Annotated in this window: 11 protein-coding genes; 5 read left to right on the top strand and 6 right to left on the bottom strand. The window is 72.9% G+C overall.

The features are described 5' to 3' along the window. On the top strand, positions 1-1,144 hold a 1,144-nt coding region (locus ACFWEE_RS09685; RefSeq protein ID WP_386887940.1), incomplete at its 5' end, for a hydrolase. A gap of 39 nt (positions 1,145-1,183) precedes the next feature. Here ACFWEE_RS09685 and ACFWEE_RS09680 read toward each other — a convergent pair. From ACFWEE_RS09680 to ACFWEE_RS09670, 3 genes are all read right to left on the bottom strand, one after another. Beyond that, on the bottom strand, positions 1,184-3,271 hold the full coding sequence (locus ACFWEE_RS09680; protein ID WP_386887939.1) for an ATP-binding protein: 2,088 nt from the start codon (positions 3,269-3,271) through the stop codon (positions 1,184-1,186). Beyond that, positions 3,268-3,960 (bottom strand): DUF4255 domain-containing protein, encoded by a 693-nt coding sequence (locus tag ACFWEE_RS09675; RefSeq protein WP_386887937.1) that lies wholly within the window; start codon positions 3,958-3,960, stop codon positions 3,268-3,270. Before ACFWEE_RS09675 ends, ACFWEE_RS09680 begins: the two co-directional genes overlap by 4 nt. A gap of 185 nt (positions 3,961-4,145) precedes the next feature. Beyond that, positions 4,146-4,814, bottom strand: a complete 669-nt coding sequence (locus tag ACFWEE_RS09670) for a response regulator transcription factor (RefSeq protein WP_386887935.1) — start codon at positions 4,812-4,814, stop codon at positions 4,146-4,148. Positions 4,815-5,041: 227 nt separating this feature from the next. Between ACFWEE_RS09670 and ACFWEE_RS09665 the strand changes: the two genes are divergently transcribed. The 4 genes from ACFWEE_RS09665 to ACFWEE_RS09650 all read left to right on the top strand — a co-directional run bounded on the left by ACFWEE_RS09665 (position 5,042) and on the right by ACFWEE_RS09650 (position 11,827). Then, positions 5,042-7,951, top strand: a complete 2,910-nt coding sequence (locus tag ACFWEE_RS09665) for a LuxR C-terminal-related transcriptional regulator (protein WP_386887934.1) — start codon at positions 5,042-5,044, stop codon at positions 7,949-7,951. Positions 7,952-8,034: 83 nt separating this feature from the next. After that, positions 8,035-8,481 (top strand): hypothetical protein, encoded by a 447-nt coding sequence (locus ACFWEE_RS09660; protein ID WP_386887933.1) that lies wholly within the window; start codon positions 8,035-8,037, stop codon positions 8,479-8,481. After that, entirely contained in the window at positions 8,478-10,661 is a 2,184-nt protein-coding gene (locus tag ACFWEE_RS09655; protein ID WP_386887932.1) for an NACHT domain-containing protein, read from the top strand. The genes ACFWEE_RS09660 and ACFWEE_RS09655 overlap by 4 nt, the downstream gene beginning before the upstream one ends. An 89-nt stretch (positions 10,662-10,750) precedes the next feature. Continuing rightward, positions 10,751-11,827: a DUF6801 domain-containing protein gene (locus tag ACFWEE_RS09650; protein WP_386887930.1), complete on the top strand. Its 1,077-nt coding sequence runs from the start codon at positions 10,751-10,753 to the stop codon at positions 11,825-11,827. Between the two features lie 30 nt (positions 11,828-11,857). On the opposite strand, the gene ACFWEE_RS09645 is transcribed toward ACFWEE_RS09650, so the two are convergent. Genes ACFWEE_RS09645 through ACFWEE_RS09635 form a run of 3 tightly spaced genes read right to left on the bottom strand, consistent with a single transcriptional unit; the run spans position 11,858 to position 13,930 of the window. Beyond that, positions 11,858-12,835 carry an ArsR/SmtB family transcription factor gene (locus ACFWEE_RS09645; protein WP_386887928.1) on the bottom strand — a complete coding sequence of 326 codons (978 nt, stop codon included), beginning with the start codon at positions 12,833-12,835 and terminating at the stop codon, positions 11,858-11,860. 28 nt (positions 12,836-12,863) lie between these two features. Continuing rightward, complete coding sequence (locus ACFWEE_RS09640) at positions 12,864-13,145, bottom strand: PqqD family protein (protein WP_386887927.1); 282 nt, start codon at positions 13,143-13,145, stop codon at positions 12,864-12,866. Beyond that, entirely contained in the window at positions 13,142-13,930 is a 789-nt protein-coding gene (locus tag ACFWEE_RS09635) for a hypothetical protein (RefSeq protein WP_386887925.1), read from the bottom strand. Before ACFWEE_RS09635 ends, ACFWEE_RS09640 begins: the two co-directional genes overlap by 4 nt. Positions 13,931-13,948 lie beyond the last annotated feature (18 nt).

Genomic DNA, 13,948 nt, shown 5'->3' with positions numbered 1-13,948 from the left:
CGTCCCCGAGGGCAACCTCACCATCACCCCCTTCACCGAACTCCGCGCCGAACTCGTCCCCCCCACCGTCAAAGGCCGACTCCGCGGACGCCCCAGACTCGCCATCGACAACCTCGGCAACACCAAACTCACCGCCTCCCTCAACGGCACCGACAACGGCGACCAACTCACCTACGAACTCCGCCCCAGCAACATCCAGATAGAACCCGGCCGCGCCGCCTTCGTCACCACCACACTCAAACCCCGCAAAATCACCTGGTTCGGAGCCAAAGAACAACGCCCCTACACCCTCACCGTCCAACGCTCCGGAACCACACCCCTCCCCATCGACGGCACCTTCGTCCAACTCGGCTTCCTCCCCCGCTGGCTCGCCACCTTCCTCGGCATCCTCCTCGCCCTCACCATCACCTTCCTCGCCCTCTGGTTCGGCCACAAACCCGCCATCGCCACCGGCACCACCGAAAAACTCGTCGAAGCAAGCGCCACCCTCGCCGCCGAACCGACCCCTTCGGCGACCCTCGCCCCACCGCCCACCCCCGCGCCCACCACCGCCCCACCCGCGCCGGCCCCCACCCAGGAGACCAAGACCGACGCGTCCGGCGGAGACGGCGGGGCCGGGGAGTCCGCCGCCCCGAAGGAGCCCGAGGACACGGCGGCGACCGCGGTGAACCGCATGGCCGAGGACGACCCCACGGGCCGGCACATCTGCTATCGGGCCTTCATCAAGGGCGAGGGCTGGCAGGAGCCGGCCTGCGACGGCGCCATGGCGGGCAACAGCCGTGACCAACCGCTCACGGCCCTCAACATCGCCGTGTACGGCGTCAGCGGATCCTCTGCCAACGCCCTTCCCCACGACCCTGGTTCGACCGACGGACAGGCCCACTGGCAGACGCCCTGGACGCGCATCGTCGCCGACGGCGACGACAACTACATCGGCAGCACCGACGAGGACGCCGAGGTGATGCCGGGCTTCGCCATCAACGTCGGCACCGGGCAGATCTGCCACAACATCCGCTTCACCGGCGGGGAGTGGACCAAGACGCCCACGTGCACGGGTCCGCGGAACGCGTTCAACTTCGGCGGCACGACCGACAACTCCCGTGCGCTGGAGGCCGTTTCTTTCACGGTGCCCGCCGCCGAGTGAACATGACGGCCGTGCGGCGGCCGTTGCCGGGCGGGCGGCCTACCAGGTCCCCTCGCCCGGCACCAGGCGCCCGGCCTTGCGGTACTCGCGCCGGGCGCCTTCCAGCAGGTCGGCCGCCGTGACCAGGCCGTCGCGGCCGGCCGCGAGGTACGCCGCGGTCACCACGGCGCTGCGGATCGAGCCGCCCGCCAGCTCGAAGACCGAGGCCACCGGCTGCACGTCGACCTCCGGTACGCAAGGCACGTGGGAGAGGCTGTGCCGCCACAGGGCGAGGCGCTGTTCGACGTCGGGGAACGGGAAGTCCACGACCAGGTCGAGGCGCCGGGTGAACGCCTCGTCGATGTTGGCGCGCAGGTTGGTGGTGAGCAGCGCGATGCCGTCGAAGGACTCCAGGCGCTGAAGCAGGTAGGAGCTCTCCATGTTGGCGTACCGGTCGTGGGCGTCCTTCACCTCCGACCGCTTGCCGAAGACGGCGTCGGCCTCGTCGAAGAGGAGCACGGCGTCGGTACGGTCCGCCTCCGTGAAGATGCGTTCGAGGTTCTTCTCCGTCTCGCCGACGTACTTGTCTACGATCGACGACAGCTGCACCGTATAGAGATCGAGGCCGAGTTCGGCCGCGACGACCTCCGCCGCCAGCGTCTTGCCGGTGCCCGAGCCGCCCGCGAACAGTCCGAGGACGCCCCGGCCCCGGCCACCGCCCGCGCTCAGTCGCCACGCCCCGAGGACCCGGTCGCGGTGGCGGGCGCGCAGGGCGAGTTCGCGCAGCTCGGTGAGCGGGCCCGGAGGCAGCACCAGGTCCCGCCAGTCGACGGCGGGCCGGATGCGGCGGGCGTGCTGTTCGAGGCCCGAGGCGGACTGTTGGCGTGCGGCGAGCCGCAGGTGGGCGGGGGTGAGCGGCCCCCGGTCGAAGGCGGCGAGGCCCCGGGCCGCGTGGGCGGCGCGGACGATGTGGTCACCGGACAGGTGGTACGGGGCGACGGTGGCCGCCAGGTCGAAGCCCGGCTCCTCGCCGAGCGCCGCCGCCCAGGCGTCGGCCGCACCCGCGCCGCGCGGCGGCGCCTCCAGGACCAGGGGGTCCGTGTCGGACCACTGGGGGTCGTACGGGCGCGGCCCGGTGATCAGCACCGGCACGTCCGCGGCCCCGGCCAACTGCCGCATCAGCGCGGCCGGTTTGTCCGGCATCCCCTGGACGACCACCGCGCGGCCGGTCAGCCGGGCCTCGCGCAGCAGCCCGGGGACGCGGTCCTCGGGCCCGGTGAACCGGAGGGCCGGCAGGCCGGCGAGGCGCAGGGCGGCGGCGATCGAGGGCAGCCCGTCGCCCTCACGCCGCTCGCGGAGGTAGGCCGTGACCGGCGGACCGGCGGCGAGCCGGGCGGCCAGACGGTGCACGAAGAGGCCGGTGCCGGTGTCGGGGGACGGCACCTGCCCGTCGTCCGTACCCAGCCCGTCCTCGGGACCGTCGAAGGGCGCGCCTTCGGGACCGTCGTCCGGCGCGTCGTCCGGCGCCCGGCCCGTGTCCAGCGGGTGGAGGTGTCCGGCGAGGGAGGCGTCCGGGGTGTCGTCGCCGAGAAGGTGGGCCAGCAACCGGTCCGGCACACGCAACGAGCGGCTCAAAAAGGGGCGTTCGGCGTCCTCCACGTCGAGCAGCCCGAGCGCGCGCAGCGGGGCCGCCGGGTGCAGCCGGGCCCGTGCGGACGCCAGGTGGACGGGGATGCCGCAGAGGTCGAGGGCGAGCGCGACGGTGGCCCGGCGGCGGCTGACGTCGTCGTTGAGGTAGCCGTACAGCGCCTCGAAGCTCCGGTCCAGGTCCGGGGCGAGCGCGACGAGCAGGAAGAGGGCGTCGAGTCCGGTCAGCCCGAGCCGGGCGGCGAGGTCGGTCAGCCGGTCGGTGTACGCGTCGACCGGCCCGGCGGCACCGAGCCGCGGGGGCTCCGCCGGGCTCAGCAGGTGGTGGGCCGCCTCCTTCGACACGTACAGGCCGCGCAGCGGGTCGTCCGCGGTGGGGTCGTCGGCGGAGCGGTACTCGACCAGCAGAGCCGTGCGCTCGCGGAGTTCCGCGAGGCGGGCCAGGAGCGGACCGGCGTGCGAGGCGTCGCCCGGCGGCGGGAGCGGGGGGCCGGCGGTCATGTGCGGTTGCCCGTGGTGCGGTTGCGGCGGGCCGATTTCCTGGCCTCCTGGGCAGCCGCCACCTGGTGGGGCCGGTGCGCGCGCTCGGACTCGGGCCGGGTGCCGTCCTCGGCGGCGTCCATGGTGCCCACGCGGACCGCGGCGCCCTCGGTGACGGGCGGCCCGGCGTCGTACTCGGGGTAGGCGGGGAAGGGTGCGGTGATCACCAGGTCGAGGGAGGGCTTGAGCTCTCCGCCGAGCGCGGACCAGATCTCCGCGAGCGAGCGGGCCTCGGTCTGGATACCGGCCACCGACAGCGGCACGGTCATGCCCAGGGCGGCGAGCGAGCCGGTCAGTTCGGAGGGGGCGATGAGTTCGCGCGGGATGAGCGTGGCCAGCGCGGCGGAGAGCAGGCGGTGTTCGTCCTGGGGCTGTTTCGTCCAGGCCGTCACCAGGTACGACAGCCGGAACCAGCGCGGGGGTTGACGGCGTTTCACGACGACGTCCCGCTCGTCGTAGACGGGGACGTGGCCCCGCTGGCGACGGTTGATGTCCTCGCGGATGTCGTACAGATAGGCGTTGATGGTGGGCGCGTTGCGGCGGGCGGCCCAGTCCCGGGTGGGGGCGTCGAAGGCGATGTCGATGCCCGAACCGCTCAACGCACCGCCGCTGAGCAGCTTCTTGAGGACCTCGTCCACTTCGTGGATCACCGTCGTGCTCCCGCCCTGCCGTTCCCGGCCCCGCTGTCGTCCATGCCGTCGTGGATGCGCCGCCGTGATCGTCCCGGCCGCCCCGGACGATCCTGCCTCCCGCGCCGCCCGTCCCCGCAGTCGCACCGGGACGTCGGCCGGGCAGACCGTACCGCCCCCAGGGGCGGCTCGGGTTGCCCCTGCGGTCAGATGTAGCCTTCCCTCAAGGCCTGAGCCACGGCGTGAGCCCGGTTGCGCAGGTGAAGTCGGGTGGTCATTCCGTGCATGACGTTCTTGACCGTGCGTTCGGAGTAGGACAGCTTCTTGGCGATCTCTCCGGTGTCGAACCCTTCGGCCACCAGGCGCAGTACGTCGACCTCACGCGGTGTCAGACCCGACACGGGGGCGCCGGGCCGGCCCGCCGCGCTGCGGTGCAGCGAACCCACCTGGTTGATCAGCCGGCCGAGCAGGTCGGACGGCAGGTCGCCGTCGCCGCGGGCCGCCGCGTGGACCGCCTGCAGGAGCCGGGGCGCGGTGGCCTCGTGGCGCCACACGATGGCACCGACACCGCACTCGATCACGTCGAGCAGTTCGGCCTCCCGGAGCGCGCCCACCACGAGCGCCGCCCGCGCGCCCTCGCTGCGCACCAGTCGGCGCAGCCGGGTCAGCACCGCCTCGTCGAGCGAGTCCTCGACGAGCAGCAGCACCGTGCCGGGGCCGGACTCGCTCTCTTCCCGGAGCTCGATCTCCGGGTACCGGCGCAGTTGGCTGTGGACTCCCTCGCGCGAGATCGGGTCCCGGGTGTGCACCGCGACGCGTATCCGCTCCACGGCGTCGATCGGGCCGGGCTGTGTGGTGCGCGTGGCGCTCTGCAACCGAATTCCCCCATGTCCGCATGTGTGGAACCCGGTTCCGGTCGCCGGCGGGCCCGCGTTTTCCACCTTTGTGGAACGGCTGGGGCTCCCGCCATCGTGGAACACCACGAGCGGCACCACGAGATCGGCGGTGGCCGCCGGCCACGGCACCACCCGTCGCGGGCAGGGCGCCCGGGGCGGTACGCGGGGGGACTCCCCGTTCTCCACCGTCGCGAGGAGGGGACAGAATGTCCGGACCCTACAGTGAGCAACCGCGCGAGCACAGGGGTGCGGCAGAACTGATCGCGACGAGTGCCGCCCGCGCCCGCGCCGGGCACGGCGGTACGGTCCTGCTGCGCGGGGCCACCGGCACCGGCCGGACCACCGTCCTGGAGGCAGCCGCCGAGGCGGCGGCCGGGCGCGGCATGCGGGTACTGCGGGCCCGCTGCTCCCCGGACGACGCCGCGGTCCCCTTCTCCACCGTCCGGCAGTCGCTGCGCTCGGTGGCGGCGCCGGAACCACCCGTCGGAGGCGGCGCGCGATGCCCGGCGGCGGACGGCCCGGCGGCGGACGGCCGGGACCGGAACGGCCGGACGGCGGACGGGCGGGAAGGCGGCAGGGAAGAAGGCGGGCGGGAAGAGGGCGACCGGCTGCGGCAGTTGCTGTTCGCCCACGCCGGACGGGCCCCGCTCCTCGTGGCCGTGGACGACGTGCACCTCGCCGACGCGGCCTCGTACCGGTGGCTGGTGGAGACCGCCCGGCACGTGGACCGGCTCCGGCTGCCGGTGCTGCTGGCGGTCACCGAACGCAGCCAGTACGACGTGGGGCAGCCCGCCCCGGGGTTCGCCCGCGGTCTCTCCCCCGCTCTCCTGCGTACCCACACCCTCGCCCCGCTCACCGCCGACGCGGCGGCCGTCCTGGTGCGCGCGCGGTTCCCCTCGGCTACCGCAGCATGGGTCGAGGCGTGTACGCGGGCGGGCGCGGCGAGCCCGCTGCTGCTCCGCGCCCTCCTGGACGACCTCGGTGCCTCCGGCACGCTCCCGGCCGTGCCCGAGACCGCAGCCGCGCTGTACCCGGGGGCGTACGCGGCGGGGGTGTCCTGGTGGCTGGAGAGCGCCGGTGCGGAGACCTCGGAGGTGGCGCGCGTCCTCGCCGCCCTCGACGAGGAGCCGGACCGCGGGAGCCCGGAGCAGCCCCGCCCGTCCGGCACCGCCCCGGACCACCGGGCCGCCGAGGAGTCCGGCCGGCTCCTCGCCGAGCTGACCGGCTCCGATCCGGCCCGGGTGGCGGGGTGGCTCACCGCGATGACCGGCCTGGGCCTGCTGCGCCCCGGCGCCGACGGCAGGCCCCGCTACGCCCACCCGTTGCTGCGGGACGCGGTCCTCTGCTGCGTACCCGCGACCCGGCGGTACGCCGTGCGCGGCGCGGCGGCCGAGGTGACGAGGCGCTGGGGAGCCCCCGCCGAGACGGTCGCCGGGCATCTGCTGCTCGCCGGTCCGGTGGGCCAGCCCTGGGCCCCCGCCGCCCTGCACGGCGCCGCCTCGCTGGCCCTGCGCGCCGGACGGACCGGCGACGCCGTCGCGTATCTGCGCCGTGCCCTGGACGAACCGCTCTCCGCCGGGCAGCGGCAGCGGCTGCTGACCGACCTGGGCTCCCTGGAGTACGCGGGCGCCCAGGCGTCGGCCGCCATCCCCCGGTTCACCGAGGCGCTCGCGCTGGCCAGTACCCCGCGCGACCGGGTCCGGGCGGCCGTCGCCCTGGGCACCGCGCTCGCCGGGCGCGGCAGGACCCACGCCGCACTGGAGGTGCTGCGCAGGGCGGACGGCCAGCTCGCCGGCCACCCCGGCCTGGCGAGCACCCTGCAGAGCGCGACGGTGCTCCTCTCCGACCAGGACAAGACGGTCCGCCGGGAGGTCTACCGCTGGCTGCGCGTCACCGCGGAGCGCACCCCCGAGCTGGTCAGCCCGGCCGCCCACGCGCTGCTCGTGCGGTACGCGGCCACCGCCGGGCTGACCTCGGCCGACGAGGCGATGCGGAAGGTACGGGTCCTGCTCGCCGAACCGTCCGACCCGCTCGCCGAACCGTTCCTGCTGGGTGCGGCGGCGGCCGTCGCCCAGTGGGCCGACGAACTCGACGAGGCCGAGGAACTGGTCGACCGCGGCCTGGCCGGCCATCTCCCCCACCTGCCGCACCCCATGCACATGGCGCTGCTCAACGTACGCGCGGACATCGCGGGCGCCCGCGGCGAGCACACCTGGCTGCCGGCCGCCTCTCCCGCCGCCGCGTCCGCCGGACTCGCCCCCGCGCACGCCCATGTGCTGACCGGGCTCGTGGAGACCGGGCGGGCGGCCGAGGCGCGGCGGTTCGCGGACGCCTTCGACCTGCGGGAGGCGCCCGACTCCTGGGGCCGCAACCGTTTCCTCTACGCGCGAGGGCTGCAGCGCGCCTCGGCGGGAGATCCGGCGGGGGCACTGCACGACTTCCTGGAGTGCGGACGCCGCCAGACCGAACGCCAGGTGGTCAGCCCGGTCGTCACCCCGTGGCGCACCTCGGCCGCCCTGTGCTGCCTGGTCCTGGGCAGCCCCGGGCAGGCGCTCGCCCTGGCCGAGGAGGAATTGCGCCTGGCCCGCGTCTGGGGCACCGCACGCCCGGTGGGCCGCGCGCTGCGGGTGCTCGGCACGGTCACCGGCGGGCGCCGCGGTCTGCGGCTGACCGAGGAGGCCGTACGGCTGCTGCGGGAGTCACCGACCGAGGTCGGCACGGAACCGGCCAGCGCGCTGCTCGCGCACGGCCGGGCGCTGACCACCGCCGGCGAGCACGCCCAGGCCCGCAGATGCCTGCGCGAGGCGGTCGAGCGCGCCGAACGGCTCGGCGCGGTACGGCTGCGCACCCTGGCGGAGCAGGCCCTGCGGGAGAGCGGCGCCCGCCGCCCCACCCGGGCCGGTACCGGCACGCGCTCCCTCACCGCCAGCGAACGCCGCATCGCCCGGCTGGCCGCCGACGGCCACACCAACACCGAGATCGCCGACCTGCTGCACCTGGCCCGGCGTACGGTGGAGACCCATCTGACCAACACCTACCGGAAGTTGGGGATACGGCGACGGGTCGAGCTGGTCGCCTCGCTGGGCTCGGACCGCGACCGCGGAGCCCGAGGGTGAGTGATCCGGCAAACCGCTGAACCCCGACCCCCCGCGTGACTAGCATGAAGCCTCAACTCCATAGCTCAGCAAGGAGAATGCCCGTGCCCGAGATCGATACTCTGCTCAACCACGTGGTTCCGGCGGCCGAAGCGGCGGTCCTCGCCTACGGCGCCGGTGTGCTGACCAGAGTGCAGGACGGGACGGCCGAGGCGACCGTACAACTGGGGCAGCGGATCCTCACCAGGATCACGAGCCGCGGCACGGAAGCGGACGCGGAGGCAGTGGCGGACGCCGACGCGGACGCGGTCCGGGAGACGGTCGAGCGGATGGCGGAGGCGGGCGACGACCAGTACGTGCGCGCCCTGCGGCGCGCGGAGTTGGGGATCGCCCTGCGGGACGTCCTCAAGAACTCCCCCGAGCTCGCCGCGGAGTTCTCGGCGCTGCTGCCGCAGGCACCCGCCGTGCACGCCAGTGGCACGCGCAGCGTCGCCATCGGCGGAGACAACGACGGCACCGTCTTCACCGGCGACGGCATCCCCCCTCAGTGAACCCCAGGCGCGGCCCGCAGGAGCCCCACCCCACGCACGGCCCGACAGCCCTTTCCAGCGGTCCCAGAAGCAGCGCCGTCGGCGGATCGAACTACGGGATCATCAACACCGGTGACCAGGTCATCATTCAGGTCACCGAAGCCCCGGGCCCATGGGACCAGGCGGCCCAGAACCTGGCGACCAGGGTCTACGGCCAACTGGTCGTAGAGGGGGAGAACCAGAAGATCTGGGTGCAGACCAAGCCTCTGCCCGTCCACTGCCGACCGGCCCCCAGAACACTGGCCATAGGCCACGACGACGTCCTCTTCGCCCCCCGAACCGCGGGAGGGGACTCAGCCCTTCCGAAACTGGACGAGTGGGTGCGCCGGATGGCGGGCTTCTACCAGCGTGCGGAGCGCGGAAAGCTGGTGGTGCTGGGCCGGGCTGGCTCGGGCAAGAGCATCCTGATCCAGCACTTCGCCCGCACGCTGCTGGAGCCCGAGAACCGCCCCGCAACCGCACAGATTCCCGTGATCTTCAGCCTCGGGTCGTGGAACCCGCGGAGGGACAGCCTGCGGAACTGGCTGATCGCCTGCCTCGACCGGGACCACCCCACCCTGGCGGAGCCCGCCTCCGACGGATCGACGTGGGCGGGCGCACTGCTCGGCGCCAACCGGCTCCTGGTGATTCTGGACGGGTTCGACGAGATCGCCGACGGCCTGCGCGGCAGAGCCCTGGAGCGCCTCAGGGCATCGGGTCTGTCGCTGCTGGTGACGAGCCGCCGCGCCGAACTCGAAGCGGCCGTGGCCGGCCCCGGGCCCGTTCCCTTCGTAGGGATCGAACTGGACGACCTCACCCTGGACGACTCGGTCACGTATCTGCTGCGCCCCACCGGTGCGACCCCCGCCGACGACTCCGTCAGCACGCCCCCGGGCAAGTGGGCGCACGTCTTCAACGAGATGCGCGAAAGCCCCGGCGACCCGAAGTGCGGCGACCTCGCCGCCGTGCTCACCACCCCGCTGATGGTCGCCCTGGCCCGCACCGTCTACGCGACCGGCCGCGATCCGGCCGATCTGCTCAAGAAGTTCGACGGCAGGCAAGCCATCGAGGACCATCTGCTCGACGCCTTCGTCCCCAGCGCCTACGAAGAAGACCCTCCCGAGGGACCCACCCCCGCGAAGGGCGGGAAGGGAGAGCCCGCAAGCCCCCCGAGCTGGGACCCCGAGCGCGTCCCGCACTGGCTCGGCTACCTGGCCACGCACCTGAGCGAACTCGGTACGCACGACATCGAGTGGTGGAACCTGGGGACCTCGATGAGTCTCACCTCGCGCGCCCTCGTGACCGGGGCCATGACCGGGCTCCTGACAGGAGTCGCGCTCGGAGCCGTCACGGGGCTCCTCTTCGGACTCGGCCTCGGCGGCGCTCCCGATCAGGCCGCCATCGCCGTCCTGCTGAACACGCTGGGAATCGGGCCGGCCTTCGCCCTCATGCACGTGATCATGTCGAAACTCAAGGTCGGAGGGGCGTTCACCCCCTCGCGCATGCGGCTGCGGCTGCGCGGCGGGACGAGGAAGGTCAGGGACAGCTTTCTCCCCAGGGTGCGGGCCGGAATCATCGGCGGACTCATCTTCGGGGCCGTGCTCGGAGCCGGAGCGGTGGTCTACTACGCGATCCTGGGGGCCACCCCCCTGTTCATGTTCCTCATGTTCGGGAACTCCCTGACGATCGGCCTCGGGGAAGGACTGGCGGGTGGCATCATCGTCGCGCTCCTGGCGGCGCTGGAGGACGCGATCCCCCCGGAGGAGACCGTCAGCTGGTCCGTCCTGCTGGACCGGAACCGCACGACCGTGCTCACCGAGATGCTCGCCCTGGCGGTGGTCATCGGACTCGGATACGGCGCTCTGAACGGACTGTTCAACGGCCCCCGGGCGGCGCTGGAGGGCATCACGGTCGGGCTCGCGATCGGGGGCGGGCTCTGCACGCTGACCGCCTGGGGCCGCTGGGTCGTTCTGGTACGCGTCTGGCTCCCCCTGACGGGGAGGCTGCCGTGGCGGGTGAGGACCTTCCTCGACGACGCGTACGCACGCGGGGTGCTGCGCCAGTCCGGTGCGGTCCACCAGTTCCGCCACGCGCGACTCCGGGACCGGCTGGCCGCGACGTACCCACAGCACGGACGACCCACGGCAGGTGAGCACTCATGAACACCGGGCACATTCGCCGCGCCGGACCTCGTGGTCCACGCGGCGCGAGCGGTCACGCGGCCGGAGTCCCGCTGAGGGTCGCTGCGGCCGTGACGGCCGCGACAGCGGCAGCGGCCGGAGTCCTGGGGACGTCCGGCGCCGGACAGGCTCACGCGGAGCCGGTCCGGCGCTCGCTGCAGTACTCCTGCTCGTTCACGAACCTCGGACCCGCGACCATCACGATGACCGTCGAGACGGACATCCCGAAAACGGTCGAAGCCGGCATGGGCACACCGCGCTCCGCCATCAAGGGGTCCGCCGAACTGACGAATGTCTATGCCTGGCTGGCGGCCTCCAGTGGTGTGAAGTCCGTCGAAGGCTCGCTGACCGCGTCCGCCACCGTGACCGCGCCGGGCACCGACATCCCACTGACGCTGCCCATGACGGTTCCCAGGACCCCTCTTCCGGCGTCCAGTTCGTTCCAGGTCCCCGCCCGGGGCACGCAGCCCTCCGTGACCTTCAGTCGTCCGGGCGCCGCGAAAGTCACGGTCGGCGGCCTCACCATGCATCTCGTGCCCAGAACGGCTAACGGGGCGGTAGCGATGGTCGGAGCGATCGACGGATCGTGCGACGTGGTTCCTGGGCAGGACCTGACCCTTCAGTCGCTGGTCGTCACGGAACGGGTCAAGCCGACGGCCACCGCGTCCTCCGGGACCGGAACCGGAGCGGGCGGAACCGGAACGGGCGGGGGCGATACAGGCGGGGCCGGAGCGGGCGGAACCGGCAGCGGCTCCGGGACGGCCGCCGGTGCGGGCCCCGGTGCGGGTTCCGGTCGTGCGACGGCAGGGGCGTCGGGGGCCTCGGGGGCGCCGGACGCCTCGGCAACGCCGGGCTCGTCCGGAACCCCGGGAGCACCGACCGCGTCGGCCCCCACCCCGCCCACGCCCAACGCTCCGCCCTCCGCGCAGGGGGCGCCGGTCGTCGACACGCCCGCGGACGACGCGACCACGGGTCCCGCCGCCGACACGGCCGGCGACTCGGGCTTCGCGGCGCCGATGCTGCTGACGATCGGCATCCTGATCGCGGGAGGCGTTGCCGCGGCCGTCGGGTTCGGCTCACGGTTCAGGAAGCACCGCTCGGGCGCCGCGGACGACCAACAGGTCGGCGAGATCACCTTCGATCCCTGACCCTCGGGCCCGGACAGCGGGTCGTGCCCCTCACACGCCCGCACTCCGTGCCCCGTACTCCGTGCTCGCCCCGGGACGGACCGGGCGGCCCGGTTCTCCCAGCTGCCCGAGCAGAGCCCGGCCGTAGTGGTCGAGTTCGTAGAAGACCCGGCCGCCCACGCGCTGCTTCCAGGCGATCCCCGCGTCGGTGAGCACGGTGAGGTGCTGCGACACGGTGCTCTTGGCCAGGCCCAGGGTGCCCGCCAACGAGGTCGTGGTCTGCGGGGATTCGAGTGCGCGGACCACCTGCGCCCTGCCTCTGCCCAGCAGGAGGGCCAGTCGGTCGTCGGCCTCCTGCTTCATGACGGACTCGGCGAGCGCGTGGAAGTGGCCGATGGCACGGGCCTGATAGGCCATCGCCAGCGAGCCCTCCCGCCTGCCGAACAGGCGGATGCCACCGGCGAAGACCGTCGGCACGAGCATCAACTGTGCCTGAGTCACCGCGAGATCGAGGTCGTCATGGTACGGCGCGGTCAGCGTGGGGTGCGACCACATCACCCGGCCGTCCAGCTCGCGCAGCATGGCCTCGGCCCCCTGGACCACGAGCGTGCGCCCGCGGAAGAGGGTTTCCTCCTCCAGACAGGACCGGATCGAACTCCAGTGAGGGGCGATCGCCCAGTCCCAGTACCGCTCCAGCAGGTCGATGAGGTGGTCGGTCCCCCGGGTACGCGGGTGCGTGTCCCGCAGGTGTTCCAGCTCGTCCCTGATGGTGACGCGCGCCGGACCGGGCACGGGGACGAAGTCCGGATCGAGGAGCGGGGAGTCGCCTCGCCTCATCGGGTCCACCAGGTCCCGGGTCAGCTCGGCCGGCATCCCGGGCCGGACCGACCGGGCCCAGTTCGTGTACGGGGACGGAACCTCGCCCCGGTAACGGGCCAGGATGGCCAGGCTCCCGATCGACTCCCACAGCGGGCTGATCGTCAGCCGGATCCGGTACAGGGTCGCGTCGTCGATCTCCAGGCGGATCAAGGCATCGAAGCCCGACCGGGAAGCACTGCTACCACGCGACTATGCCCCTGTCCGTCAGGTCGTCGAGGAACTCCCAGACGTCCGGGGCGACTTCCTCCGGGTCGGCGTCGTACTCGGTGACGACGAGCCGGATCACGCCGGCGACGCTGCGCAGGCCGTCCAGGGCCGCGAAGATGGTGTTGGCGGGTCCGGTGAGCTGGAGCGCGTCGCCCTCCCCACCGATCCAGTAGTCACCGCGGACCAGGCGTATGCGGGTGCCGAGCACCCTGTGGGGCACGGCGTCGAGGTCGCGTACGGTCTGCTCGCTCATGAGGTCTCCACGCGCATGGCGATGTCCTGGCAGATGGTCAGAACCCTGGTGATCCACGGCCTGGGGTCCGCGGGGTCGAACGCCTGCATCGTCTCGATCTCCCAGTAGTCCTCGAACGAAATCGCCGACGGGGCCGCCGCCTTGAACCGGTTGGGACGCCACTTGGGCTGGTGGCTCCCGTACTCGCCCTCACCGTCGAGGAGCGCGTCGATCGAATGGCCGAAGGCGATGCGGGCGGACATCGTGGCGCTCTGCAGGTCGCCCGCGTCCATCTGTCCCAGAGCGTCTTCGACGGCGTCGTCCGCCAGTACCAGGGAACGGACGACGGTGAAGGAGCGGAAGGCCGTCTCCGCGAGCTTCTTCCTCGCCCGGTCGAGCCAGTCCTGGCCGCGCAGCGGAAGGCAGTTGACCAGCCGGGCCAGCGACTGCTCTTCCTTCTTGACCAGGGCGTTTTCGGCGATCGTACCCGCTTCGTAGACCTCCCAGGAGACCTTGGAAAGGATCTGTTCGATCTGGCTGTCCAGCCAGTACGTCACCTCCCAGCGCTTACCGGAGTCGAAGAAGACCTCGCTCCGCACGAAGGGCGGGTCGAGCGGCAGCGGAATCGTGTTCGGCGCGCTCGGCAGTTCATCGGCGTCGAGGACGACGTACAGGTCGAAGTCGCTCCGCGCGTTGTCCCAGCCACGGGCGGTGGAGCCGACGACATAGGCCGCCAGGGTCTCTTCGGGCAGCAGGTTCCTGGCTTCGAGAACTGCCAGCCAGTCGACGGTCGTTGCTTTCTGCATTCCTTGGCCTTTCACCGG

The organism is Streptomyces sp. NPDC060184 (assembly GCF_042728795.1).
Lineage (GTDB): Bacteria > Actinomycetota > Actinomycetes > Streptomycetales > Streptomycetaceae > Streptomyces.
This window is presented reverse-complemented; position numbering and strand designations above follow the sequence as displayed.

Coding starts and splice junctions, on each gene's coding strand:
- ACFWEE_RS09680 (WP_386887939.1), bottom strand. CDS start 3,271: ATGACCGCCGGCCCCCCGCTCCCGCCGCCGGGCGACGCCTCGCACGCC.
- ACFWEE_RS09665 (WP_386887934.1), top strand. CDS start 5,042: ATGTCCGGACCCTACAGTGAGCAACCGCGCGAGCACAGGGGTGCGGCA.
- ACFWEE_RS09640 (WP_386887927.1), bottom strand. CDS start 13,145: ATGAGCGAGCAGACCGTACGCGACCTCGACGCCGTGCCCCACAGGGTG.
- ACFWEE_RS09635 (WP_386887925.1), bottom strand. CDS start 13,930: ATGCAGAAAGCAACGACCGTCGACTGGCTGGCAGTTCTCGAAGCCAGG.